22 protein-coding genes are annotated in these 23465 nt (G+C 61.2%); 12 read left to right on the top strand and 10 right to left on the bottom strand.

Translation table 11 applies throughout. From position 1 onward, the window contains the following. A complete protein-coding gene (locus ASE94_RS00890) occupies positions 1–354 on the bottom strand; it encodes a hypothetical protein (RefSeq protein WP_062628814.1) in 354 nt (117 codons plus the stop codon). A gap of 88 nt (positions 355–442) precedes the next feature. Between ASE94_RS00890 and ASE94_RS00885 the strand changes: the two genes are divergently transcribed. Next, a complete protein-coding gene (locus ASE94_RS00885) occupies positions 443–1150 on the top strand; it encodes a glutathione S-transferase (RefSeq protein ID WP_062628813.1) in 708 nt (235 codons plus the stop codon). A gap of 157 nt (positions 1151–1307) precedes the next feature. Here the strand turns inward: ASE94_RS00885 and ASE94_RS00880 are convergent, their stop codons facing one another. Then, a complete protein-coding gene (locus ASE94_RS00880; protein WP_244483867.1) occupies positions 1308–2036 on the bottom strand; it encodes a TetR family transcriptional regulator C-terminal domain-containing protein in 729 nt (242 codons plus the stop codon). Between the two features lie 227 nt (positions 2037–2263). On the opposite strand from ASE94_RS00880, the gene ASE94_RS00875 reads away from it, so the two are divergent. The 8 genes from ASE94_RS00875 (at position 2264) to ASE94_RS00840 (ending at position 11970) form a co-directional block, all read left to right on the top strand. Continuing rightward, positions 2264–3544 (top strand): aspartate aminotransferase family protein, encoded by a 1281-nt coding sequence (locus ASE94_RS00875; RefSeq protein ID WP_244483894.1) that lies wholly within the window; start codon positions 2264–2266, stop codon positions 3542–3544. A 63-nt stretch (positions 3545–3607) separates the two neighbouring features. Beyond that, entirely contained in the window at positions 3608–5104 is a 1497-nt protein-coding gene (locus ASE94_RS00870) for a CoA-acylating methylmalonate-semialdehyde dehydrogenase (RefSeq protein WP_062628812.1), read from the top strand. Positions 5105–5174: 70 nt separating this feature from the next. Then, the gene (locus ASE94_RS00865) at positions 5175–6425 is read left to right on the top strand and encodes a Zn-dependent hydrolase (RefSeq protein WP_062628811.1); all 1251 of its coding nucleotides are present in this window, start codon (positions 5175–5177) and stop codon (positions 6423–6425) included. Positions 6426–6493: 68 nt separating this feature from the next. Further along, positions 6494–7945, top strand: coding sequence for a dihydropyrimidinase (hydA, locus tag ASE94_RS00860; protein ID WP_062628810.1), 1452 nt, complete (start codon positions 6494–6496; stop codon positions 7943–7945). Positions 7946–7976: 31 nt separating this feature from the next. After that, the gene (locus tag ASE94_RS00855) at positions 7977–8762 is read left to right on the top strand and encodes an ABC transporter ATP-binding protein (RefSeq protein ID WP_062628809.1); all 786 of its coding nucleotides are present in this window, start codon (positions 7977–7979) and stop codon (positions 8760–8762) included. Between the two features lie 223 nt (positions 8763–8985). Continuing rightward, positions 8986–9852, top strand: coding sequence for an ABC transporter permease (locus ASE94_RS00850; RefSeq protein WP_062628808.1), 867 nt, complete (start codon positions 8986–8988; stop codon positions 9850–9852). A gap of 239 nt (positions 9853–10091) precedes the next feature. After that, positions 10092–10961 carry an ABC transporter permease gene (locus ASE94_RS00845; protein WP_320408920.1) on the top strand — a complete coding sequence of 290 codons (870 nt, stop codon included), beginning with the start codon at positions 10092–10094 and terminating at the stop codon, positions 10959–10961. A 28-nt stretch (positions 10962–10989) separates the two neighbouring features. Next, positions 10990–11970 carry an ABC transporter substrate-binding protein gene (locus ASE94_RS00840; RefSeq protein WP_062628807.1) on the top strand — a complete coding sequence of 327 codons (981 nt, stop codon included), beginning with the start codon at positions 10990–10992 and terminating at the stop codon, positions 11968–11970. Between the two features lie 68 nt (positions 11971–12038). Here the strand turns inward: ASE94_RS00840 and ASE94_RS00835 are convergent, their stop codons facing one another. The 4 genes from ASE94_RS00835 to ASE94_RS00820 all read right to left on the bottom strand — a co-directional run bounded on the left by ASE94_RS00835 (position 12039) and on the right by ASE94_RS00820 (position 14926). Further along, a complete protein-coding gene (locus ASE94_RS00835) occupies positions 12039–12425 on the bottom strand; it encodes a GNAT family N-acetyltransferase (protein ID WP_062628806.1) in 387 nt (128 codons plus the stop codon). Between the two features lie 284 nt (positions 12426–12709). Then, entirely contained in the window at positions 12710–13360 is a 651-nt protein-coding gene (locus tag ASE94_RS00830) for a GNAT family protein (protein ID WP_062628805.1), read from the bottom strand. After that, positions 13357–14226: an SDR family oxidoreductase gene (locus ASE94_RS00825; RefSeq protein ID WP_062628804.1), complete on the bottom strand. Its 870-nt coding sequence runs from the start codon at positions 14224–14226 to the stop codon at positions 13357–13359. The genes ASE94_RS00830 and ASE94_RS00825 overlap by 4 nt, the downstream gene beginning before the upstream one ends. A 22-nt stretch (positions 14227–14248) precedes the next feature. After that, the gene (locus ASE94_RS00820; RefSeq protein ID WP_061908760.1) at positions 14249–14926 is read right to left on the bottom strand and encodes a glutathione S-transferase family protein; all 678 of its coding nucleotides are present in this window, start codon (positions 14924–14926) and stop codon (positions 14249–14251) included. Positions 14927–15038: 112 nt separating this feature from the next. Between ASE94_RS00820 and ASE94_RS00815 the strand changes: the two genes are divergently transcribed. Continuing rightward, positions 15039–15851, top strand: a complete 813-nt coding sequence (locus tag ASE94_RS00815; protein WP_062628803.1) for an undecaprenyl-diphosphate phosphatase — start codon at positions 15039–15041, stop codon at positions 15849–15851. A 68-nt stretch (positions 15852–15919) separates the two neighbouring features. On the opposite strand, the gene ASE94_RS00810 is transcribed toward ASE94_RS00815, so the two are convergent. Next, complete coding sequence (locus ASE94_RS00810) at positions 15920–16555, bottom strand: outer membrane lipoprotein carrier protein LolA (protein WP_062628802.1); 636 nt, start codon at positions 16553–16555, stop codon at positions 15920–15922. 97 nt (positions 16556–16652) lie between these two features. Here ASE94_RS00810 and ASE94_RS00805 point away from each other — a divergent pair, with 97 nt between their 5' ends. Then, positions 16653–16952: a hypothetical protein gene (locus tag ASE94_RS00805; RefSeq protein ID WP_062628801.1), complete on the top strand. Its 300-nt coding sequence runs from the start codon at positions 16653–16655 to the stop codon at positions 16950–16952. A 170-nt stretch (positions 16953–17122) separates the two neighbouring features. Here ASE94_RS00805 and ASE94_RS00800 read toward each other — a convergent pair whose 3' ends face one another. The 3 genes from ASE94_RS00800 to ASE94_RS00790 all read right to left on the bottom strand — a co-directional run bounded on the left by ASE94_RS00800 (position 17123) and on the right by ASE94_RS00790 (position 21934). Next, positions 17123–19768, bottom strand: coding sequence for a DNA translocase FtsK (locus tag ASE94_RS00800; protein WP_062628965.1), 2646 nt, complete (start codon positions 19766–19768; stop codon positions 17123–17125). A gap of 436 nt (positions 19769–20204) precedes the next feature. Next, the gene (locus ASE94_RS00795) at positions 20205–21575 is read right to left on the bottom strand and encodes an ammonium transporter (RefSeq protein WP_062628800.1); all 1371 of its coding nucleotides are present in this window, start codon (positions 21573–21575) and stop codon (positions 20205–20207) included. A 20-nt stretch (positions 21576–21595) separates the two neighbouring features. Further along, the gene (locus ASE94_RS00790; RefSeq protein WP_061908750.1) at positions 21596–21934 is read right to left on the bottom strand and encodes a P-II family nitrogen regulator; all 339 of its coding nucleotides are present in this window, start codon (positions 21932–21934) and stop codon (positions 21596–21598) included. 315 nt (positions 21935–22249) lie between these two features. Here ASE94_RS00790 and ASE94_RS00785 point away from each other — a divergent pair, with 315 nt between their 5' ends. Further along, positions 22250–23464, top strand: a complete 1215-nt coding sequence (locus tag ASE94_RS00785; RefSeq protein WP_062628799.1) for an FAD-dependent oxidoreductase — start codon at positions 22250–22252, stop codon at positions 23462–23464. Position 23465: the final 1 nt, after the last annotated feature.

Raw genomic sequence — 23465 nt, 5'->3', positions numbered from 1 at the left:
TCATTCCCGCGAAAGCGGGTATCCCTTGGATCTGGAAAAGAGCTTCTCGCTTGCGCGGGGATGACCCGGAGGTGGGTTATTGGCTTGAGTTTGCCGGGCGGCCAAAATCCAGCCGCGCCAAGAGTCTTCCCAAACGGTTTCGCCGGGGGCGGCGAACATGTTGCGGCCCATGATGAAGGCGCCGTAATCGGTGACGGCCTTGACCTCATCGGCATTGTTGGCGCCGTCTTCAAACATCCAGCGCGCGAGGTCACGCGGATTGATGGTGCCGAACGGACTTTCACGCGTCTGGTTGAGCCCCGTGCCGAAGCCGTCGAGCGTCAGCATCATATGGGCGGAAACAATCTGGGGCATGGCCCAATCCTCACGGTCTGCCCGTGAGGAAAGGACAGCGCTGCAAAACTGTCAAGGAACGGCTCGCAACCCCGCGCATTTCGGGCCTATGACTTACGAACTTTTTTATTGGACCGGCATCCAGGGCCGGGGCGAATATGTGCGGCTGGCGCTCGAAGAAGCGGGCGTGTCCTATGAGGACATGGCGCGGGTCGAGGGCGACGGGGTGATCGAGGCGCTGGCGGAGAAGATTGCTACGCCGAGCTTTGCGCCGCCAGTGCTGCGGCATGGCGATGTGGTGGTCGGGCAGACGAGCGCCATTCTGTTTTATCTCGGCGGCACGCTTGATCTGGCGCCGAGGGATGAGCGGCTCAAACTCTGGACGCATCAGATTCAACTGACCATCGCCGACTTCGCGCTTGAGGGGCATGACGTGCACCATCCGGTAGGGATGGGCAAATATTACGAGGAGCAGAAGCCGGAGGCGCGGCGTCGGGCCGCGGAATTTTGCGACGAGCGGGTGCCGAAGTTTCTAAAATGGTTCGAGACGATCTTGGCGCGCAATCCGGCGGGACCTGAGTTTCTGGTCGGGGATCGGCTGAGCTATGCAGACCTCTCGCTGTTTCAGGTGATGGAGGGGCTGCATTATGCCTTCCCCAAACTGATGGGACGGATCGGCGGAGAGTTTGAGCGGGTCGAGGACTTGCGCGAGCGCGTGCGGGCGCGGCCGAATGTGGCGGCGTATTTGCGGAGCGAGCGGCGGCTGGCGCCGAATGAGAGTGATTTGTTCCGGCATTATCCGGAGCTGGATGGGTAGGGCTGGTTAGGGCACATCGGGGCTCACATCACCCCCTCCTAGCCTCCCCCATCAAGGGGGAGGTATCTGCCGGTGGTTGCCGTAGGATCGCGCCACAAGAGTGGAGCGGCACCTCCCCCTTTGATGGGGGAGGTTGGGAGGGGGTGATCCCCAGACGCTATCCCTTCGGCCTCGGCGTCAGCCCGTGCAAGAAGAGCTGCTCCAAATATCTTGCCGCATCCTCGAACCGCCCTTCCCCGCCGCGGCCCTTGCCGAGGATTGCCCGCACCTGGACGTCGAAATCGGCATAGTGCTGGGTGGTCGCCCAGATCGAAAAGATCAGGTGATAGGGATCGGTGCGGGAAATCTTGCCCTGGTCCATCCAGGTGAGCAGCACTTGGGCTTTTTCCTCGACCAGGGCCTTCAAATCCACTTCGAGCATATCGATGATGTGCGGCGCGCCGCGCAACATTTCATTGGCAAAGAGTCGGCTTTGGCGGGGAAAATCGCGCGCCATTTCGAGTTTCCGACGGATATAGGAGCGGATCTCGACGAAAGGATCGCCATCGGCGCGCATTTCTTCGAGGGGAGCGAGCCAGGTGACGAGGAGCTCTGACATCAGGCGGCGATGGATCTCTTCCTTCTTCGGGAAATAATAGAGCAGGTTGGGTTTGCTCATACCGGCCACTTCGGCGATCTGATCGATCGTTGCGCCGCGAAATCCGTGGACCGAAAAGACCTCGAGCGCGGCTTCGAGAATGATGTCCTGTTTTTCGCGCTGGATGCGCGTGACCGGCCGCGGCTTTGCGGGGGCCGTGGCGACTTTGGCGTCCGCCTTGTGCTGGCGCTTCGGAGCGGGCGATGAGCCATCCGTTGCCATCACCTTCGATGACGCTGGCGCGATCATCTTCGATGACGCTGAGATCACCTTCGGTGACGCTGGAGATTTGTTTTTGGGCGCCATTTTCGTCTTGCGGGAATGAACAGGAGTGCTAACATTTTTCCAACTGGTCAAAAATCTGGCGAATGCGCTTCCCTGTCAAGCGCCCGCGCAAAATGACCGGACCATGCCAAGGGAGCGACTTCGCCGTGTCCACTTCAACCGTCGTGCCGAACGATCTCAACGCGTTCTGGATGCCGTTTACGGCGAACCGGCAATATAAGAAGGCGCCGCGCATGTTCGTGGCCGCCAAGGACATGCACTATACGACATCGGACGGCCGCCAGGTGCTCGACGGGACGGCCGGGCTCTGGTGCTGCAATGCGGGCCATGCGCGGCCAAAAATTGTCGAAGCGATCGCCAACCAGGCCGCCGAACTCGACTATGCGCCAGCTTTCCAGATGGGACATCCCAAGGCATTCGAACTCGCCAATCGCATCATCGACATCGCGCCCACGGGGCTCGACCATGTGCTGTTCACCAATTCCGGTTCGGAATCGGTCGAGACGGCGCTCAAAGTGGCGCTCGCCTATCACAAGGTGAAGGGCGAAGGCTCGCGCACGCGTCTAATTGGCCGCGAACGCGGCTATCACGGCGTCAATTTCGGCGGCATTTCGGTCGGCGGTATCGTCACCAACCGGAAAATGTTCGGCACGCTCCTTACCGGCGTCGACCATCTGCCGCATACGCATAACCTTGCCAAGAACGCGTTTTCGAAGGGCCTGCCGGAGCACGGCGTCGATCTCGCCGACGAACTCGAACGCATTGTCACCCTTCATGACGCTTCGACCATCGCGGCGGTTATCGTCGAACCGGTGGCCGGGTCGACAGGCGTGCTCATTCCGCCGCCGGGCTATCTGCAGCGCCTCCGCGATATCACCAAGAAGCACGGCATCCTGCTGATTTTCGACGAAGTGATCACCGGCTATGGCCGTTTGGGCACGCCGTTCGGCGCCGACTATTTTGGTGTCGTGCCCGACATCATGGTCACCGCCAAGGGCCTGACCAATGGCGTCATCCCCATGGGCGCTGTGCTGGTTTCGGCAGAAATCCACGATGCGTTCATGAACGGGCCGGAACACGTCATCGAATTTTTCCACGGCTATACCTATTCGGGCAATCCCGTCGCCTCGGCAGCGGGTCTTGCTACGCTCGAAACCTATCGCGAAGAGGGTCTTCTCACCCGCGGTGCGGAACTGGCGCCGAAATTCGAGGCGGCGCTGCATTCGCTCAAGGGCCTGCCGCATGTGATCGACATTCGCAATATCGGTCTTGTCGGCGCCATCGAGCTCGAGCCGATTGCGGGGCAACCGACCAAGCGCGCCTTCTCGGCCTTCCTCAAGGCGTTCGAACAGGGGCTTCTCATTCGCACGACGGGCGACATCATCGCGCTCTCGCCGCCGCTGATCGTTTCGGAAAGCCAGATCGACGAAATCGTCACCAAGCTTGCAGGGATCCTCAAAACGCTTGAGTGAAATGGAACAAATATTCTACACACTCTAAAATAGAATTTTTGTTCCCAAGGAGGGGCGGCCAAAATGCAGATCATCGAGAATGCCGTAGGCGGCAAGCGCTACACATCGAGTTCGACGCGGCGCGTCCCCGTGTTCAATCCCGCAACGGGCGAGCAGAGCGCCGAACTGCCGCTCTCGACCCTCGACGAGCTGAATGCGGCCGTCGCCAATTCGGTCAAGGCGCAGGTCGCCTGGGGCAATACCCCGCCGATGAAGCGGGCGCGCGTCATGTTCAAGTTCAAGGCGCTGCTCGATCAATATTCGGACGATATCGCGCGCGAGATCTCGAAAGAGCACGGCAAGGTGCATGACGATGCGCTGGGCGAAGTCGCGCGCGGCATCGACTGCGTCGATTTTGCCTGTGGCATTCCGCAACTGCTCAAGGGCGAATTCTCGCGCAATGTCGGGCCATCGATCGACTCTTACTCCGATCGCCAGCCGCTCGGCGTCGTTGCGGGCATTACCCCGTTCAACTTCCCGGCCATGGTGCCGATGTGGATGTTCCCGGCGGCCGTCGCCTGCGGCAATGCGTTTATCCTGAAACCCTCCGAACGTGATCCCTCGGCTTCGCTCCTCATCTGGAACCTCTTCATGGAAGCAGGTCTCCCCGAGGGCATTCTTAATATCGTTCATGGCGACAAGGAAATGGTCGATGGGATTCTCGACCATCCCGATGTGAAGGCCGTCAGTTTCGTCGGCTCGACCCCAATCGCCGAATATGTCTATCAGCGCGGCACCAAGGCCGGTAAGCGCATGCAGGCGCTGGGCGGCGCCAAGAACCACATGATCATCATGCCCGATGCCGATCTCGACCAGGCGGCCGATGCGCTGATGGGCGCGGGCTATGGCTCGGCCGGCGAGCGCTGCATGGCAATCTCGGTGGCCGTGCCGGTGGGTCAGAAGACGGCCGATGCACTGGTCGCCAAGCTCAAGCCGCGCGTCGAGAGCCTCAAGATCGGCCCCTCGACCGACAAGGACGCCGAAATGGGTCCAGTGGTCACGAAAATGCACCGCGACAAGATCGTCGGCTATATCGACTTCGGTGTCGAACAGGGCGCCGAGCTCGTCGTCGATGGCCGCGGCTTCAAGCTGCAGGGGTATGAAAACGGCTACTATGTCGGCGGCACGCTGTTCGACAATGTCACCCCCGACATGACCATCTACAAGGAAGAGATTTTTGGGCCGGTGCTCTCGGTCGTGCGCAAGAACAGTTTTCAGGAAGCGGTCGATCTGATCCACGGGCATGAATATGCCAATGGCACGGCGATTTTTACCCGGGACGGCGACGCGGCGCGTGAATTTGCCGACAAGATCGAAGTCGGGATGGTTGGCATCAACGTGCCGATCCCGGTGCCGGTGGCCTATCACTCCTTCGGCGGCTGGAAGCGATCGCTGTTCGGCGATCACTCCATCTATGGGCCCGAAGGGGTTCACTTTTATACGCGGCTCAAAACCGTCACCACCCGCTGGCCCGCCGGCATCAAGGGTGGAGCGGAGTTTACGTTCCCAAGCCTGAAGTAGCATTCCCGGCCCTGCCCTCGCGCTGCGATGGCGGGGCCTTTTCTTATCCACGAGACTAAAGAGTAAAAGCATGACCTCTCCCGGCGAGAACCTTCGGATCAATGGCGACCGGCTCTGGGAGAGCCTGATGGACATGGCCAAGATTGGTCCCGGGATTGCGGGCGGGAACAATCGGCAAACGCTGACCGATAGCGACAAGCAAGGCCGCGAGCTGTTTCAGCGCTGGTGCAACGCGGCCGGGCTCACCATGGGCGTCGACAAGATGGGCACCATGTTCATGACGCGCGCCGGGACCGACCCGGATGCTCTGCCGGTCTATATCGGCTCGCACCTCGATACGCAGCCGACGGGCGGCAAATATGATGGCGTACTGGGCGTCTTGGCAGGGCTCGAAGTCGTGCGTTCGATGAATGATTTGGGCATCAAGACAAAACATCCGATCGTCGTGACCAACTGGACCAATGAGGAAGGCGCGCGCTTTGCGCCGGCCATGGTGGCTTCGGGTGTGTTCGCGGGCGTTCTCAGTCTCGACTATGCGTATTCTCGCAAGGACATGGACGGAAAGCTGTTCGGCGATGAGCTGAAGCGCATCGGCTGGGTGGGTGACGAAGAGGTCGGCGCGCGAAAGATGCATGCCTATTTCGAATATCATATCGAACAGGGGCCGATCCTCGAGGCCGAGGACAAGCAGATCGGCGTCGTCACCCATTGCCAGGGGCTGTGGTGGCTCGAATTTACCCTGACGGGCAAGGAAGCCCATACCGGCTCGACGCCGATGACCATGCGGGTGAATGCCGGCCTCGCCATGGCCCGCATCATGGAGATGGTGCAGGACGTGGCAATGGGCGAGCAGCCGGGGGCTGTGGCGGGCGTCGGACAGGTGAAATTCTCGCCCAACTCGCGAAACGTGTTGCCGGGGACGGTGGTGTTCACGGTCGATTTGCGCACGCCGAGCCAGGAAAAGCTCGACCGCATGCGCGCGACGATCGAAGCCAAGGCGGCGGAGATTGCGGCGGAGCTCGGGGTCGGGTGTTCGGTCGAGGCTGTGGGCCATTTCGATCCTGTCACCTTTGATCCGACGCTGGTGGGCCGCGTGCGCTCGGCAGCAGAAAAACTGGGTTACAGCCACATGAACATCATTTCCGGCGCCGGGCACGATGCCTGCTGGGCGGCGAAGGTGGCGCCATCGACGATGATCATGTGTCCGTGTGTTGGTGGGCTCTCACACAATGAAGCGGAAGAGATTTCGATGGAATGGGCTGCGGCGGGCTGCGACGTGCTGTTCCATGCGGTGGTGGAGACGGCCGAAATCACTGAATAAAAACAACAGGCTCGCCAAGGCGCTGAGGGGTGCGGGGCGGGCTGATAAGACTGCAAGGGAACGAAGATATGAGTAAAGTTATCAAGGGCGGCACCGTCGTCACGGCGGATCTTTCCTATGTCGCCGATGTCAAAATCGATGGCGATGTCATTGTCGAGATCGGGCAGAACCTGTCGGGCGATGAAGTTTTGGACGCGACCGGCTGTTACGTGATGCCTGGCGGCATCGATCCGCATACCCATCTCGAAATGCCGTTCATGGGCACCTATTCCGCCGACGATTTCGAAAGCGGCACGCGGGCTGGGCTTGCCGGTGGCACGACGATGGTCGTCGATTTCTGCCTGCCCAATCCCGATCAGTCGCTGCTTGAAGCGCTGCAGATGTGGGACAACAAGACGTCGAAAGCTTCGGCGGATTATTCGTTCCACATGGCGGTGACCTGGTGGGGCGAGCAGGTTTTTGATGAAATGGCCGAGGTGGTCGATCGCGGCATTACCTCGTTTAAGCATTTCATGGCCTACAAGGGCTCGCTGATGGTGAACGACGACGAGATGTTCGCCTCGTTCCAGCGTTGCGCGGCGCTGGGCGCCCTGCCGCTGGTGCATGCGGAAAATGGCGACGTCGTTGCAGCAATGACGGCGAAACTGCTCGCCGAGGGCAATAATGGGCCGGAGGGCCATGCTTATTCGAGGCCGCCGGAAGTCGAGGGCGAAGCGACCAATCGCGCCATCATGATCGCCGATATGGCCGGCGTGCCGCTTTATGTGGTGCATGTGTCGTGTGAGCAGGCGCATGAAGCCATTCGCCGGGCGCGGCAGAAGGGCATGCGCGTCTATGGCGAGCCGCTGGTGCAGCATCTGACGCTTGATGAGAGCGAGTATTTCAACGCCGACTGGGACCACGCGGCGCGTCGCGTGATGTCGCCGCCGTTCCGGAACAAGGCGCATCAAGATTCGCTTTGGGCAGGTTTGCAGGCGGGATCGCTGTCGTGTGTCGCGACGGATCACTGCGCCTTCACCACCGCGCAGAAGCGCAATGGCGTCGGCAATTTTGCGAAAATTCCGAATGGGACGGGTGGGCTTGAAGATCGATTGCCGGTGCTGTGGACGGCGGGGGTCAATACCGGGCGGCTGACGCCGAATGAGTTCGTGGCCGTCACGTCGACGAATATCGCCAAGATTCTCAATATGTACCCCAAGAAGGGTGCCGTGATGGTTGGGGCGGATGCCGACCTGATCGTCTGGGACCCGAAGCGCAAGAAGACGATTACGGCGAAGAGCCAGCAGTCGGTGATCGATTACAACGTGTTCGAGGGTTTTGAGGTGACGGGCATGCCGCGGTTCGTTCTGAGCCGGGGTAAGGTGTCCATCGTCGAGAACGAGGTGAAGGCGGAGCCGGGCCACGGGAAATTCGTGGCGCGCGAGGCGAAGAATGCGGTCAATCGCGCGCTGAGCCAGTGGAAGGACATCGTCGCGCCGCGCAAGGTCGAGCGGACGGGCATTCCGGCGACGGGGGTTTGATGGTGGGGTTTTCGCTAGAGGGGGCCTTACTATGACCCCCGTCGTTCAAGCCCAAAACCTTGGCCTCACCTTCCCCGCTGGCGATGGGGACATCGTGGCGCTGTCCCACGTCAACCTGACCATCGAGAAGGGCGATTTCGTTTCGTTCATCGGACCTTCGGGCTGCGGCAAGACAACCTTCCTCCGCACGATTGCCGATCTCGAACAGCCCACCTCGGGCACGCTGCGAATCAATGGCCAGACGCCGGAGAATGCGCGAAAAGATCGGGCCTATGGCTATGTGTTCCAGGCGCCGGCGCTGTATCCTTGGCGGACGATCGAGAAGAACATCGCGCTCCCCCTCGAAATCATGGGGCATTCGCAGGCTCAACAGGCCGAGCGGATCAAGCGGACGATGGATCTGGTGAACCTTTCGGGGTTCGAGAAGAAATATCCCTGGCAGCTTTCGGGGGGCATGCAGCAGCGGGCGTCGATTGCGCGGGCGCTGGCATTTGATGCCGATCTCTTGCTGATGGATGAGCCCTTTGGGGCGCTCGATGAGATCGTGCGGGATCACCTTAATTCTGAACTTTTGAAGCTGTGGGACCGGACCAAAAAAACGATCTGCTTTGTGACGCATTCGATTCCCGAGGCGGTTTATTTGTCGACGAAGATCGTGGTGATGTCGCCGCGGCCGGGGCGGGTGACGGATGTGATCGAGAGCAATCTGCCGCGCGAGCGGCCGCTCGATATTCGCGAGACGCCGGAGTTTTTGGCGATCGCGGCGCGGGTGCGGGATGGGTTGCGGGCTGGGCATAGTTATGAGGAGGTGGTGTGATGGGGCTCATCGTGCTCCCACCCATCGGCCTCCCTTCTCCCCTTGTGGGAGAAGGTGCCCGAAGGGCGGATGAGGGGTATTCTTTCTTGCGTTTAACGCGTTCCCCTGCGGAGGAAAGAATACCCCTCACCCTGAATAATCTGCTGAACGCAGATTATTCTGCCCCTCTCCCACAAGGGGCGAGGGGTGGGCCGGTGGGCGGGGCGATAGTGGTGGCTGGCCGATGAATCGCATCATCCCTATCCTCACCATTCTGCTCGCCATCTTCGTTTTCTGGTACGCGGCCGCCATATGGATGAACGCCCCCTGGCAGACCATTCTCAATGGCCGCGCCAATCTCACCAATGTGCCGTTCCTCGAATTCGCCCAGCAGACCTGGGCGCAGGACAAACCGATCCTTCCGGCGCCGCATCAGGTGTTTTCGGAGATCTGGAATGCGACGATGGGGCTCGAATTTACCTCGCGGCGGTCGCTCGCGCTCCATGCCTGGATCACGCTGTCGGCGACCCTCCTCGGCTTTGTGCTCGGCACGGGGCTCGGGGTCATTCTTGCGGTCGCGATCATTCACAACGATGCGGCAGATCGCTCGCTGATGCCTTGGATCATTGCCAGCCAGACGATTCCCATCCTCGCCATCGCGCCGATGGTCGTCGTGGGGCTCGGCGCGATCGGGCTGACGGGGCTCGTGCCAAAATCGCTGATTTCGATGTATCTGAGTTTCTTCCCGGTCGTTGTCGGCATGGTGAAGGGGCTGCGCTCGCCGGAGGCCATTCAGCTCGATCTGATGCGGACCTATGATGCAAATCCGTGGCAGGTGTTCTGGAAGCTTCGCTGGCCGGCGGCGCTGCCGATGCTCTTTGCCTCGATGAAGGTGGGCATTGCCATTTCACTGATCGGCGCGGTGGTGGCTGAACTCTCCAATGCCGCCGGTGGCGGGCTTGGCGTGCGGCTGCTTACCGGCTCCTATAATGGACAAACCATTCAGATCTGGGCGGCTTTGTTCATTGCGGCGGGGCTGGCGGCTGTGCTGGTGGCGATCGTCGGTGCGGCTGAAAAGTTCGTCAATGCGCGCAATGGGGTGCGGGCATGAAGAGCGGGCTGACACTGTTGCAAATTGTGCTGGCAGGCCTTGCTGGCGGCATGGCGCTGTTGGGGCTGGTCGGCGCGGCGCTTTCTGCGGATGCACAGATCTTGCTGACACTTGCCTTCGGCCTTGGGGCGCTGACCCTAGTGCGGTTCGTGTTTCGGCCGGTCAATTTCTGGCTCGATGGTCTCGCCGCCGTGCTGATTGCGACGGCGCTGGTGCTGGCCTTGCCGCGCGGGACTGCTATGCCCGGCCATTATTGGTTTGGCATGGGCGCGGCCTGGGCCTTTGCCTGGCTGTTCGTCGATCAGCTTTCGGGCGAAATCCGCAAGGGCACGGTGCCGCGCCGGTCGATGGGGCTGCTCATTCCGGCCGTGTTCGGGGTGGCGTTGCTCGTCATGTGGGAGGTGATTGCGCGCGGGGCTAATGTGCCGCCCGTGATCCTGCCAGCGCCGTCAGCCATCGGCGCGCAATTGGCCAATTCGGGGACGATCCTCTGGGCCGATTTCGTCCAGACATTCGTGAAATCGGTCATTCCCGGCTATATCATGGGCTGCCTTGCCGGGCTCGTCGTCGCCATTGCCGTCGATCGCTCGCCTTTCCTCAAGGCCGGCCTGATGCCAATCGGCAATTTCATGTCGGCCCTGCCGATCATCGGCATCGCGCCGATCATGGTCATGTGGTTCGGCTTCGATTGGCAATCGAAGGCCGCCGTGGTCGTCGCGATGACGTTCTTTCCCATGCTGGTCAATACGGTGGCGGGGCTCAATGCAGCCTCGAATATCGAGCGCGACCTAATGCGAACCTATGCTGCCTCCTATTGGCAGACGCTGCTTAAACTGCGCCTCCCCGCTGCGGGGCCGTTTATTTTCAATGCCCTCAAGATCAACTCGACACTGGCCTTGATCGGCGCAATCGTAGCGGAATTCTTCGGGACGCCTGTTGTGGGGATGGGCTTCCGAATTTCGACCGGGGTGGGGCGTCTCGCCATCGACCTGGTCTGGGCGGAGATCGCTGTTGCCGCGGTCGCGGGATCCGCCTTCTACGGGGTGCTCGCCCTCATCGAAAGGGGCGTCACCTTCTGGCATCCGTCGGTCCGTGGTGGACGGGCGTAAGTTGAGAACAGGGAAAAGGGAACGACATATGAAAACGATTATTATGGGCCTTCTCGCCGGCACCATGGCACTTGCGGCCATGCCGAGCGCCTTTGCGGCCGATGCGCTGACGCTTCAGTTGAAGTGGGTCACGCAGGCTCAGTTCGCCGGCTATCTTGTCGCCAAGGAAAAGGGCTTTTATGACGAGGAAAATATCGACCTGACCATCCTGCCTGGCGGCCCGAACATTGCCCCGGAACAGGTGATCGCCGGCGGCGGCGCCGATATCATCGTCACCTGGATGGCCGCGGGTCTTGCTGCGCGCGATACCGGCGTGCCACTCGTCAATATCGCCCAGCCGTTCAAACGCTCGGGCCTGATGATGATCTGCCCCAAGGAAAAGGAGATCAACACGGTCGCTGATTTCCCCGGCCATACGCTGGGCGTCTGGTTCTTCGGCAATGAATATCCGTTCTTTGCCTGGATGAACAAGGAAGGCATCAAGACCGATGGCTCGCCCGAGGGCGTCACTGTCCTCCAGCAGAGCTTTGACATCCAGCCGATGATCCAGGGCCAGGCCGATTGTATCTCGGTGATGAGCTACAATGAATATGGCCAGGCGCTCGATGCCGGTTATGGGCCGGATAACCTGACCATTTTCAACTATACCGAAATGGGCAATGACCTTCTCGAAGACGGTCTCTATGTCATGGAAGACACCCTCGCCGATCCGGCCAAGGTCGATGCCTATACCCGCTTCGTCCGCGCCTCGATGAAGGGCTGGGATTATGCGCTGAAGAACCCCGAGGAAGCCGCCGAAATCGTTGTCGAGATGGACGAAACCGGCGCGGCCGAATTGGCGCATCAGCTTTACATGGTCGGCGAGGTGTCAAAGCTCGTCGATGCCAATGACGCGGCGCTCGATATGACGACCTATGATCGTACGGTGAAGGCGCTCCTTGATCAGAAGATCATCAAGGCGCAGCCGGAAGGCGCTTACAGCACCGCGGTGACCGACGCTCTCAAGTAGAGATTTCCGGTTTTCTGTGAAGCGGGCCGGGAGCGATCCCTGCCCGTTTCTTTTGGATGGGCTTAATGCTAAAGCCCGATCAGCCCGGCTTCGGTCGCCCGAAAGCCGCAGGCGCGATAAAACCCCGCCAGATGCGGTTCGAAATCGACATGCAGCCATTGCGCTCCGCGCGCCCGCGCCGCGTCGGTCGCAACCTTCACCAGCCGCGTCGCAATACCCTGTCGCTGAAAGTCGCGATGGACCGACGTATCGAGCAGAAAAGCATGGATGCCGCCATCCCAGGCGACATTGACATAGCCCACGAGCTGCTCGCCCTCATAGGCACCGACATGCACAAGGCTCCGCGCCAGCACGGTCTGCCAGGTCGCCGGCCCCTCGTCGCCCCAGGCGGACCGCCAAAGCGCCCGCAAGGCATCGTCGCTCGGGAACGGATCGGTCAGAAGAGAAATGGTCATGGTCGCTCCCGGCGGGGTTTTTATCTTTTGAGCTGAACAGCTCCAAACGCGAATTCATCCACGCGCCAGCGGCACTTTTCTTTAAGCGTATTTAGCCAACCCACCGGCCTTCCCTCGGGCTTGACCCGAGGGGCACTCGCGTAAGCATAAACATCTGTGGCTCCCGCACGGGCCCTCGGGTCAAGCCCGAGGGAAGGATAGTGGGGGGAGTTCGGGATGGGCCCCGGCCTCCGCCGGGGCGACAGCCATGCGTACATCGGCCAATGCGCCCAGGGATCAAAAAATCACCGCACAGCCAGCTTGCTCTTCTGCTGCCCGGCCGCATCAAAATTGTCCGGGTTCAGCCAGCGCTCATATTCGGCGCGCAGGGCCGACCATTCGCTATCAATCATCGAGAACCAGGCGGTATCCCGGCTTTCGCCCTTGAGGATCATGTCGTTTCGGAAAATACCCTCAAAGGTGAACCCAAACCGCGTCGCCGCAGCTTTGGAAGGTTCGTTGCGGTCGTTGCACTTCCATTCGAAGCGCCGGTAGCCGAGGTCGTCGAAAGCGTGTCGCGCAAAGAGATAAAGCGCTTCGGTCGCAAGACGGGTGCGTGCCATCGGCAGGCCCCAATAGACGCCGCCGATTTCGATGGAGCCGTGTTCGGGCCGAATGCGCATCCAACCCTGTTGGCCCAAAGCCTTGCCAGTCGCCTTATCGACGATGGCGACATAGCGGTCCGGACCAGCGTCTGCCTCGGCAATCCGCGCTTCGAGTTGGGCCAACGACGTCGGCGCGTCGCTGAAAAGCCAGCGATAGCGCTCGGCGCCGCCATCCATGGTGGAGACCGCGTAGAGATCGGCGGCATGCTTTTGCGCGAGCGGTTCAAGCCGCACATAGCGCCCGTCGAGCACGATTTTTTGAGGGGCTGATTTGGCCGGCTGCAGCGTCATGAGCGCGCCTCCCAGATGGCATCGAGCCCAGCGCGATAATTGGGATAGAGCATCTCGATCCCAAGCGCGGTCTTGATCGCCTTGTTCGAAACCCGCTTGTTGTCGCGGTAAAAACTCTTGGCCATGGGCGACATTTCCGCCCGTTCGAACGGCACTTCGGGGGGCGGCTCAATGCCCATCTTGCCGGCCGCATAAGTGATCAGATCCTGCGGCGACGCCGGCTCGTCGTCGGCGAGGTTGAAAACCCCATCGAGCCGCTGTTCTGCCGCGAGCTTGGTCACCCGCGCGATATCGGCCACATGGATGCGGTTGAACACCTGCCCCGGCTTGATCACCCGCCGCGCTGTACCGTCCGCAAGCTTGTCGAAGCTCGATCGCCCCGGCCCATAGATCCCGGCCAGCCTCAGAATGGTCAGCGGCACGCCACGCGCCTTGGCATAGGCGATCCATTCTTCCTCGGCCTTGACGCGAAAGTCGGAACGGAGATTACGCGGCACCAGTTCAGCTGTTTCGTCGATCCAAGCGCCGTCGAAATCCCCATAGACCCCGACCGTGGAATAATAGCAGAGCCACTGCAAATTCGGCATGGCATCGATATCGGCGCGGTGGTGGCGGAGCACCACATCGCCCTCGGCATCGGGGGCAATGGAAATGACGACATGGCTGGTGCTCTGCAGCGCGTCGGCCACTGTCGGGCCCGGCTGCGTGCCATTAAAGACCAGCGTCTCAAGACCGCTTGCTTGTAGCCGATCCGCCTTGTCGGGCGTTCGAACCGTTCCCCAAGTGCTAACAGTTTCGCCGCCATTCCGGAGCAGATGCGCACTCGCTTCCGAGGAATAACCGAGCCCGAAAAACCCCACGCGCATGATTTATCCCCGGCCGAAAATTCTAAAAGTCGAGGTCGGCATATCCCTTGCTCGGCTGCATGGCAACGACGCGATCGTTGAGCAGCGTGCGGAAGGCGGGACGCGACTTGAGCCGCGAATACCAGTCGGCCGTCTCGGCGGCCTTGGACCAATCGATATCGCCCATATAGTCGAGCGTCGACAGATGCGCCGCGAGCGCAAAGTCGGCCAGCGTCATCTCTTCGCCGGCGAGCCACTTGCGGCTGGCGAGCAGCCAGTTGAAATATAGCATGTGCTCGGCAAGGTTGGCCTTGGCCGCCCGGAGCACGGAGGGCTCAGGCGTCGCGCCCTTCAGGTCGCGCTTGGAAATCTTTTCTTCAAAGAGATAGCGCGTCACTTCGTCGTTGAACTTGACCAGCATCCATTCGACTAGCCGCCACATTTCGGCGCGATCGAGCGGATGGGTCGGCACCAATCCGCCAACGGTTTCAAGCGTGTAGATATCTTCCACCGCATGGATCGCGGCCAGAATGCCGATGATCGGCACCTCGTCGTCAGTGACGAGAATGGGCAGCGTCGCGGCGGGATTAAGATCGAGCAGATGCGGCTCGCGCAGCCAGGGCTTTATTTCTTCGACATCCAGCGGCACCCCATATTCGGCACACATGAGCCGGATAAGGCGCGAGGCGGGATCGAGCGGATAATGCACGAGCGTTGGCATGTACGGAACCTGGTTGACGCGCAGCTGACTTGCTAGTCCCCCGCTTGGCGCTCAAGTCGAACACGGATAAGAGAGGGGCGCAAACCAGCCCATAAACGAGTTAGGGGATCAGATGAACGCCGATCAAGGTCTTTTTGTGCCGCTGATCTTGGGAATTCTGGAAGGCCTTACCGAATTCCTACCAGTCAGCTCCACCGGCCATCTCCTTCTGGCTGGTCATTTCTTCGGTTTGACGCAGCCGGCGACCTTCATCGTCCTCATTCAGCTTGGCGCCATTCTCGCGGTGGTCACTGTCTATTTCGCCAAACTCGGCATGCTCATTCGCGATGCGCTGACCGGCAAGCGGTATGCCTGGCAGTTCGCGCTCTCGGTCATTCTCGCCTGTTTCCCCGCCGTCATTGCCGGCGTGCTGCTGCGCGATTTCATCCAGGGCGATCTCTGGGAATCGGCCGCGCTGATCTGCTGGAGTCTGCTGATCGGCGGTTTCGTGCTGCTCATCGTCGACCGGCTCAATCTCAAGCCGAAATACGATGATATCTATACCTTCCCTTGGCATCTCGCTGTGATCATTGGTCTTTTCCAGATGATATCGCTGATACCCGGCGTCTCGCGCTCGGGCTCGACCGTGGTCGGCGGCATGCTGTTTGGTGCGTCGAAGCGCGCCGCGGCCGAATTCACCTTCTTCGTCGCGCTCCCCATCATGGTCGGAGCCTTCGGCTACGATCTCTACAAAAGCCGCGACCTGATCGACACGTCCATCGCCCTCAACGTCGCGATCGGCTTTGCAGCCGCCTTCGTCGTCGGCGCAATCGTCGTGCGTTACCTCCTCAATTTCGTCTCCCGCTATGGCTTTGCCCCCTTTGCCTGGTGGCGCATTGCGGTCGGTGTTTTCGGCCTTGTCGGCATCTACTTCTTCGGCCGCTGAGACCGCTTTGTTGCCAAACAAAAAGCCCTCCAAACGGAGGGCTTTTTTTATTCCGGTGATCGGAAGATTTAGCGGCGCGTCGAGGGATCGAGACCCGTATAGGTCGCGGGGATCGAGAAATAGGAGCGCGGAATTTCAACGCCCTTCTCAACATCATAGAGCGAGAAGGTCAGTTCCGCACCGCTCGGCTCGACCAAGCTCCACTGCGCGAGATCCTTGGTTTCCGTATCGAAGACCAGCGACACCTGCACGGTGCCCGCTACCGTTTCATCGACCACCGTGATGGTCATATAGCCATCGGACGATGCCACATCGAGTACATTGGCATTGAGCAGGTCGATCTTGTCGCCAAGGAACTGGCGCAGCGGGATCGTGTCCTGCGGATAGGCGTAATAGGTTTCGTCCTGGCGATTGAGGACGTAGAAACCGCGGCCGACGGAGACGATCTCTTCGCGGCTCGGCGGATTATAGCGGAAGCGCACCTTGTCAGGGCGCTCGAGGAAGAACGTGCCTTCGGTGCGCCCGCCATTTGTATCGATCTGCAGGAAGCGGCCAACCATGGTGCGAATGGCCGAATTGTGCGCGTTGATTTCGCCGATCAGCGTCTGCTCTTCGGGGGTCAGGGTGCGTCCCTGCGCAAAGGCTGGCATTACGGGCGCCAGGGCAGCAGCGACACCGAGCAAAAGAGCGTGGCGGCGAATCATGGACAGGGTATCCTCGCGGGTTTTTAGTCAGTCAAACTAGCGTAGGCAGCAATTGCGGCAAGAGGTGGAAAGTTCCACCAAAGGCGGGAGAAGAGACATGCTGAAGATCATGACGTGCTTAACGCTTCTCGTGGCAGCGGCCACGCCAGCCCTCGCCGCGCTGCCGCCGCAATTCCAGCAGCAGGCCGAATTCACCGCCGTGCTGGATGCGGCGACCGAGGCACTGGGTGTTAGCCGATTGATCCAAGTGATCGAGATGACTGAGCCCGATGTCTTTGTGGTGAGATCGGACGAGTGTTCGGTGATCGTGCGTATTGTGGATGCGCCGAGCAAGAAAGAGCCGGGCTGGGTGGGTCCGAGAGAATTCGAGGCTAAGGCTGATGCGGTGGTGTGCTGAGCTTGGTAGTCTTGCACCGCGTCATTCCCGCGAAAGCGGGAATCTCAGTCTTGGTGCAAAGGGATTCCCGCTTTCGCGGGAATGACGCCGAGATTGTTGAGAACGCTGAGCAATCAAAAACAAAAAGCCCCGGCTAAACACCGGGGCCTTCCGCTCAAATCACATAACGCTCAATACCCGTCGGCATTGTTCCCGACGAGGATTTCGCGCTTACCAGCATGGTTGGCCGCGCTGATGACGCCTTCGCGTTCCATCCGTTCGATCAAGGTTGCCGCCTTGTTGTAGCCAATGGCGAGGCGCCGCTGGACGTAGGACGTGGATGCCTTCTTGTCGGTCAAGACGACATGGACGGCCTTATCGTAGAGTTCGTCGCCTGAGCCGGCATAGTCGTCGCCGCCACCTGCAGAGCCGGCATCGCTGCCGCCGTCTTCCTCGTCATCGATGACCGAGTCGAGATAATCCGGCGCGCCCTGGCTCTTGAGGTGATTGACCACGGCTTCGACTTCGGCGTCGGACACGAAGGCGCCGTGGAGGCGCTTGGTGCGGCCGCCCGAGGCCATGTAGAGCATGTCGCCATTGCCCAGCAGCTGTTCGGCGCCCTGTTCACCCAGAATGGTGCGCGAGTCGATTTTCGACGTCACCATGAAGGAGATTCGGGTCGGGAAGTTGGCCTTGATCGTACCGGTGATGACGTCGACGGACGGACGCTGCGTTGCCGTGACGATGTGGATGCCGGCGGCACGGGCCATCTGCGCGAGGCGCTGGATGGCGCCTTCGATGTCCTTGCCTGCCACCATCATCAGGTCGGCCATTTCGTCGACGATGACGACGATATAGGGCAAGGGCTCGAGGTTGAATTCTTCGCTTTCATAGATCGCTTCGCCGGTTTCACGGTCAAAGCCGGTCTGGACCGTACGCGAAATGACGCGGCCTTCCTTGGCGGCCTCGGTGACGCGCTGGTTGAAGCCGTCGATGTTACGCACACCGATCTTGCTCATCTTGCGATAGCGATCTTCCATCTCGCGCACGGCCCACTTCAGCGCCACGACGGCCTTCTGCGGGTCGGTCACCACGGGCGTCAGCAGATGCGGAATGCCATCATAGATCGAGAGTTCGAGCATTTTGGGGTCGATCATGATCATGCGGCACTGCTCGGGCGTCATCTGGTAGAGCAGCGAGAGAATGAAGGTGTTGATACCCACCGACTTACCGGAACCGGTGGTACCGGCGATCAGCAAGTGTGGCATGCGCGCGAGGTCGGCGATGATCGGCTCGCCGCCAATGGTCTTGCCGAGGCAGATCGGCAGCTTGCCCTTCATCTTCTCAAAATCGGACGAAGCCAGCATTTCGCGGAAATAGACGGTTTCGCGTGTCTGGTTGGGCAGTTCGATGCCGATGGCATTGCGGCCGGGAACTACGGCGACGCGGGCCGAGATCGCCGACATCGAGCGGGCGATATCGTCGGCCAGCGAAATGACGCGGCTCGATTTGATGCCGGGCGCCGGTTCGAGTTCGAACAGAGTGACGACGGGGCCGGGGCGCACATTGATGATGTCGCCCTTGACGCCAAAATCGCTCAGGACCTCTTCGAGGCGGCGAGCCATGGCTTCCAAACGTTCCGGCGCATGTTCGGGCGATGGGCCCAAGCGCTTGGGTTCGGCAAGAAGGCTCAGTGCCGGCAGTTCAAAACCCTGCGGCTCGTCGAGAAGGCTTGGCTGGGCCTCGCGGAACACGCGCTGGCCCTGAGCCGGGCGTGGTGCAGGCGCCGCAACGGCCGTACGGGGCGCGGTGTGGTCGACCGGCTGAAAGCGCGAATCGCCGCGCTGGGTGTGACTGACGACAGCCGGATGCTGGACGATCGGCATTTCGGGAACGAAGGGCACCGCGTCATCGTCGGCTTCGTCGGGATAATCGATTTCGGTTTCGTCATAGGCCGGGCGCGCATTGACACGCGGCGACGCGACGACCGGCTCTTCATCGAATGCCGGCTCGACCGGAGCATGGATGCGGCGCTGAGCCGGCGCCATGACCGACTCGACCTGCACGGCGCCACGGCTCACGGGCGCGCCATCGAGATTGGGCTCGATATCGTGCTCGTGGTCCTGTTCGTCCTCTCGCCGGGCCGCATGTTCGGCCCGGGCGCGGCGCCAGGCGGTACGGAGCGAATAACCCATATGGAAGAGCGAGCCGAGCGCCACTTCGACGAGCGGATTGGCTTCGCGCTCATCGTCTTCCTCGACAGCAGCGGCCTTGCGGCCAGCCTTGGCCGGCTTCACGGCGACGGCAGTGCCGATGCCCATGGCGACCCAGAGCATGGCGAGCGAAGGCACGGCGAGAATAACGCCAAACAGTGCGCCGGTGATCGGCTGGGGATCGGCGCCGGCGATCATGCCGGCAAGATTGGTGAAGAGCATGCCCGAGAGCCCACCGATGCCGGTTGGCAGCGGCCAGGTGGCGGGCGCCGGCAGAAAAGCGAAGACGCCGGTCGAAACAACAGTCGCGCCGATCCAGCACAGCGTGCGCAGCACCATATGCGTCGGGCGGCGCTTGCGCGCCATGGCCCAACCCCAAAGGGCAAGCGGCACGGACATGACGATGCCGCCTAGCCCTAAAAACTGGAAGACCAGATCGGCAATCACCGCGCCGGGATAGCCGAGCCAGTTCTCCGCGATCTTGCTCGTTGCGTAGGAGAGCGATGGGTCATCGACGCTCCAGGTGCTGAGCGACACCAGAATCACCGCCACGAGGCCGAGCATGATCATGCCGGCGATGCGGAGCGGGATGCGGATGGCGATGACGGGCGCCGGCTTTGGCATCGCCGCCGCCGTTTTCTGGCGGGCCGCACGGGGCGGCACGGGGCGAATATCGTCGAGCGTCGGGACGGGATGGCTGGGCATGACACGCATTACTGTTCCGGGGCAGCGACCCATTCGCGGCGCCCCGTATCGTCCTGCATGCTAAACTTGTGTGGTTAATCGGGTGCTAACCTTCGAACCGGCCCGGAGGGGCAAAATCGTCCCAGTGGGACGATTTTAGGTGAGAAGGCCATGAGAGCTACGCTCGAATGGCGCGGCCAGATGCACCGTTTACATAACCGGTGCGAAAAATCGGCACGTGGCCCTGCCACGCTTTTCCGAGGAGTGCGGCCCACCGGTGTGCGTGGGAAGCCTCTGTGGCGGGCCAAGAGGAAGTAGGCCGCACACCACGGAAAAGTGGGTGCAGGCGGCGCCGGAGCGCCGCCCACGGGGAGGATTAGTTGTAGGCGCGTTCGCCATGGCTCGAGAGATCGAGACCATCGCTTTCGGCAGCTTCGCTGACGCGAGCACCACCGAAGATTGCCTTGACGATGAGCATGGCAACGAAAGCCACGACACCGGACCAGACGACGGCGATGGCAACGCCGGTCAGCTGCACCATGAACTGGCCGCCGATCGAATAAGCTGCCGCATCGCCGAGCGGGTAACCGCCGAGACCTGGCGCAGCAACGATGGCCGTACCGAGCGCACCGATGATGCCGCCAACGCCGTGGATGCCGAACACGTCGAGCGAGTCGTCATACTTGAGGAGCGGCTTGAGCGTGACGACGGCCCAGAGGCAGACGACGCCGGCAATCGCGCCGAGGACGATGGCGCCACCGACACCGGCAAAGCCGGCAGCCGGGGTGATGGCGACGAGACCGGCAACGGCACCGGAGACCGCACCAAGAGCCGACGCATGGCCACGGGTAATGCGTTCACCGAGGGCCCAGGCCAGAGCGCCGGCAGCGGGAGCGAGAACCGTGTTGATCAGGGCAACGGCGGTCAGCGCATTGGCTTCGAGGTTCGAGCCGGCGTTGAAGCCGAACCAGCCGAACCAGAGGAGGCCAGCACCGATATAGGTGAGGACGAGGTTATGGGGCGGGATCGGTTCCTTCATGAAGCCGAGGCGTGGCCCGAGAACGATGGCAGCGACGAGGGCGGCAACACCGGAATTGATGTGAACCACGGTACCGCCGGCAAAGTCATATGCGCCCATGCCGAACAGAAGGCCCGGACCCGACCAGACCATGTGGGCCATCGGGATATAGGAGAAGGTGAACCAGATGGCGAGGAAGGCCATCAGCGCGCCGAACTTCATGCGCTCGGCGATACCGCCGACGATGAGGGTCGAGGTGATGCAGGCAAAGGTGAGCTGGAACACCACGAACACCATTTCGGGCAGTTCGAAACCAGCCGAGAAGGTCGCCGCACGCGAATCGAGCGTCACGCCATTGAGGAAGAATTTTGAGAGATCGCCGACGAAAGCCGAGAGACCGCCTTCGGTCGGGCCGGCAAAGGCGAGCGAGTAGCCATAGGCCACCCAGAGAATGGAAATCATCGAGAAGGCGAGGAACACCTGGGTCAGGACCGAGAGGATGTTCTTGGCGCGGACGAGACCGCCATAGAAGAGCGCGAGACCGGGAATGGTCATGACGATGACGACCATGGTCGAAACCAGCATCCAGGCGACGTCGCCCTTGTCGACAACGGCAGTGACTTCAGCGGCAGCTTCGGCAGCCGGCGCGGCGGCGTCCTGGGCAAAGGCTGGCAGGGCCAGCAGCAGGGAGGCCAATGCGGCGCCTCCGAGAACCTTGTTTAACTTCATCTTGTTTCTCCCCAAGACACTTAAAGGGCGGACGCGCCGGTTTCACCGGTGCGGATGCGGGTCACGGCCAAGAGATCGAGCACGAAAATCTTGCCGTCGCCGATACGGCCGGTCTGGGCCGAATCGCGGATGGCATTGCTCACCGCGTCGGCGAGCGCGTCATCGACGGCGATTTCGAGTTTGAGCTTGGGCAGGAAGTGCACGGCATATTCGGTGCCGCGATAGATTTCGGAATGACCCTTTTGGCGCCCATAGCCTTTCACTTCGGTCACGGTCATGCCGTGCACATCGAGTGAATTGAGCGCCTGCCGGACCTCTTCCAGCCGGGACGGCTTGATGATGGCAACCACCAGTTTCATTTGACCCCCTTGGCGCCGCTCTGGCGCATTTTGGATGCACACTTAGAGTCAAACCGCGTGCCAAACTGGACGAGGCCCAAAAAGTCAGCGTTTACAGAGCCTTAATCTTGCCGCATTGAAACCGACTCAGAAATGGGCACGAAATTGCCCATTAATTGCGCAAATTCCACCGCACCTGCACACCAATTAAGCGCGTGATGACGACTGAGGCAGACCGGAGCTGTTTGCGCGCAAAGATGCAGCGCGTTGCGGCAACCCGCGCACTTGTTCTTCCCGTAGCCGCGCGCGAAAATGGCGCGCAACAGGAGACCGAACATGTCCAATGCGCAGCCCGAAAAATTCGACGTCGTCATCGTCGGCGCCGGGCCCGTGGGCATGACGCTGGCGCTGGCGCTCGCCCAATCCATGCGCGGGCTCCGCGTCGCGCTGGTTGATCGCCGCGAGCTTTCGGTACCCAAGGACAATCGCGCCTCGGCAATTGCCGCGGGCGTCCGCCGCATCTTCGACGCGCTTGGCGTCTGGTCGGACATGGCGGCTGAGGCTCAGCCGATCACCGCCATGCGCATCACCGATTCAGGCAATGGCGATATTTCGCGCCCCCTGTTTCTCACCTTCGAAGGCGAAGTCGCGCCAGGCGAACCCTTCGCCTATATGGTCCCCAATCAAGCCAGCTCCGCCGCATTGATGACCGGCATGGCCGACCTCGTCACCATCATAGCACCCGCCGAAATCGCCGATTGGTCCGAAGGCCGCCTGGCCCTCGCCGATGGTCGTGTGCTCACCGCGCCGCTGATCGTTGCCGCCGATAGCGCCCGGTCCGAATTGCGTGAGCGCGCCGGGATCGCCACCACGGGCCACGATTATCGCCAGACCGGACTTGTCGCGACCATCACTCACCAACTGCCCCATAACGGCGTCGCCTACGAGCACTTTCGTCCGGCCGGACCCTTTGCGAGCCTCCCCTTGCGCGGCAATCGCTCGTCCCTCGTCTGGACCGAAAGCGCCGAGGGCGCCAAGCGCTTTCTCGCCATGGATACGGCGAGCCAAGAGGCCGAAATCGAAGCGGCCATGGGCTCGACACTCGGCAAGGTCACGCTCGAAGACAAGCTCAAGGGATTTCCCTTGCATCTCCAGATCGCCCGCAGCTTTGTCGGGCCCCGTCTAGCGCTGGTCGGAGATGCGGCCCATGTCGTCCACCCGATCGCCGGGCAGGGGCTCAATCTTGGCCTTAAGGATGTGGCAGCGTTGGCCGAAGTCATCGTCGATGCTCTCCGCCTGGGCATGGATCACGGCAGCGAAGAGATTTTGGAACGGTATCAGGCCTGGCGCCGCCTCGATACGGCGAGCATGGTCGCTGTTACCGATGGCATGAACCGGCTCTTTTCCAACGACCTACCTCCCGTCCGCGCTCTGCGCGATTTCGGCCTTGGCCTCGTCGACCGCGCCGAGCCGCTCAAGGACGCCATGATCCGCGCCGCATCGGGCCTGTCGCAAAGCGGTCCGAAATTGCTGAGCGGGCTTCCTATCTAGC

It is taken from the genome of Devosia sp. Leaf64, from assembly GCF_001421945.1.
Classification (GTDB): domain Bacteria; phylum Pseudomonadota; class Alphaproteobacteria; order Rhizobiales; family Devosiaceae; genus Devosia.
The sequence above is the reverse complement of the archived record's forward strand: the minus strand, read 5'-3'. Positions and strand labels throughout refer to the sequence as shown.

Excerpts from the sequence above, each read along its gene's own strand:
- hydA (WP_062628810.1), top strand. The coding sequence starts at position 6,494 with ATGAGTAAAGTTATCAAGGGCGGCACCGTCGTCACGGCGGATCTTTCC.
- ASE94_RS00840 (WP_062628807.1), top strand. The coding sequence starts at position 10,990 with ATGAAAACGATTATTATGGGCCTTCTCGCCGGCACCATGGCACTTGCG.
- ASE94_RS00800 (WP_062628965.1), bottom strand. The coding sequence starts at position 19,768 with ATGCCAAAGCCGGCGCCCGTCATCGCCATCCGCATCCCGCTCCGCATC.
- ASE94_RS00850 (WP_062628808.1), top strand. The coding sequence starts at position 8,986 with ATGAATCGCATCATCCCTATCCTCACCATTCTGCTCGCCATCTTCGTT.
- ASE94_RS00810 (WP_062628802.1), bottom strand. The coding sequence starts at position 16,555 with ATGATTCGCCGCCACGCTCTTTTGCTCGGTGTCGCTGCTGCCCTGGCG.
- ASE94_RS00845 (WP_320408920.1), top strand. The coding sequence starts at position 10,092 with ATGCCCGGCCATTATTGGTTTGGCATGGGCGCGGCCTGGGCCTTTGCC.
- ASE94_RS00825 (WP_062628804.1), bottom strand. The coding sequence starts at position 14,226 with ATGCGCGTGGGGTTTTTCGGGCTCGGTTATTCCTCGGAAGCGAGTGCG.
- ASE94_RS00865 (WP_062628811.1), top strand. The coding sequence starts at position 5,175 with ATGACCTCTCCCGGCGAGAACCTTCGGATCAATGGCGACCGGCTCTGG.
- ASE94_RS00880 (WP_244483867.1), bottom strand. The coding sequence starts at position 2,036 with ATGATCGCGCCAGCGTCATCGAAGGTGATGGCAACGGATGGCTCATCG.
- ASE94_RS00815 (WP_062628803.1), top strand. The coding sequence starts at position 15,039 with ATGAACGCCGATCAAGGTCTTTTTGTGCCGCTGATCTTGGGAATTCTG.
- ASE94_RS00870 (WP_062628812.1), top strand. The coding sequence starts at position 3,608 with ATGCAGATCATCGAGAATGCCGTAGGCGGCAAGCGCTACACATCGAGT.
- ASE94_RS00830 (WP_062628805.1), bottom strand. The coding sequence starts at position 13,360 with ATGACGCTGCAGCCGGCCAAATCAGCCCCTCAAAAAATCGTGCTCGAC.
- ASE94_RS00790 (WP_061908750.1), bottom strand. The coding sequence starts at position 21,934 with ATGAAACTGGTGGTTGCCATCATCAAGCCGTCCCGGCTGGAAGAGGTC.
- ASE94_RS00835 (WP_062628806.1), bottom strand. The coding sequence starts at position 12,425 with ATGACCATTTCTCTTCTGACCGATCCGTTCCCGAGCGACGATGCCTTG.
- ASE94_RS00805 (WP_062628801.1), top strand. The coding sequence starts at position 16,653 with ATGCTGAAGATCATGACGTGCTTAACGCTTCTCGTGGCAGCGGCCACG.
- ASE94_RS00785 (WP_062628799.1), top strand. The coding sequence starts at position 22,250 with ATGTCCAATGCGCAGCCCGAAAAATTCGACGTCGTCATCGTCGGCGCC.
- ASE94_RS00885 (WP_062628813.1), top strand. The coding sequence starts at position 443 with ATGACTTACGAACTTTTTTATTGGACCGGCATCCAGGGCCGGGGCGAA.
- ASE94_RS00875 (WP_244483894.1), top strand. The coding sequence starts at position 2,264 with ATGCCGTTTACGGCGAACCGGCAATATAAGAAGGCGCCGCGCATGTTC.
- ASE94_RS00890 (WP_062628814.1), bottom strand. The coding sequence starts at position 354 with ATGCCCCAGATTGTTTCCGCCCATATGATGCTGACGCTCGACGGCTTC.
- ASE94_RS00795 (WP_062628800.1), bottom strand. The coding sequence starts at position 21,575 with ATGAAGTTAAACAAGGTTCTCGGAGGCGCCGCATTGGCCTCCCTGCTG.
- ASE94_RS00855 (WP_062628809.1), top strand. The coding sequence starts at position 7,977 with ATGACCCCCGTCGTTCAAGCCCAAAACCTTGGCCTCACCTTCCCCGCT.
- ASE94_RS00820 (WP_061908760.1), bottom strand. The coding sequence starts at position 14,926 with ATGCCAACGCTCGTGCATTATCCGCTCGATCCCGCCTCGCGCCTTATC.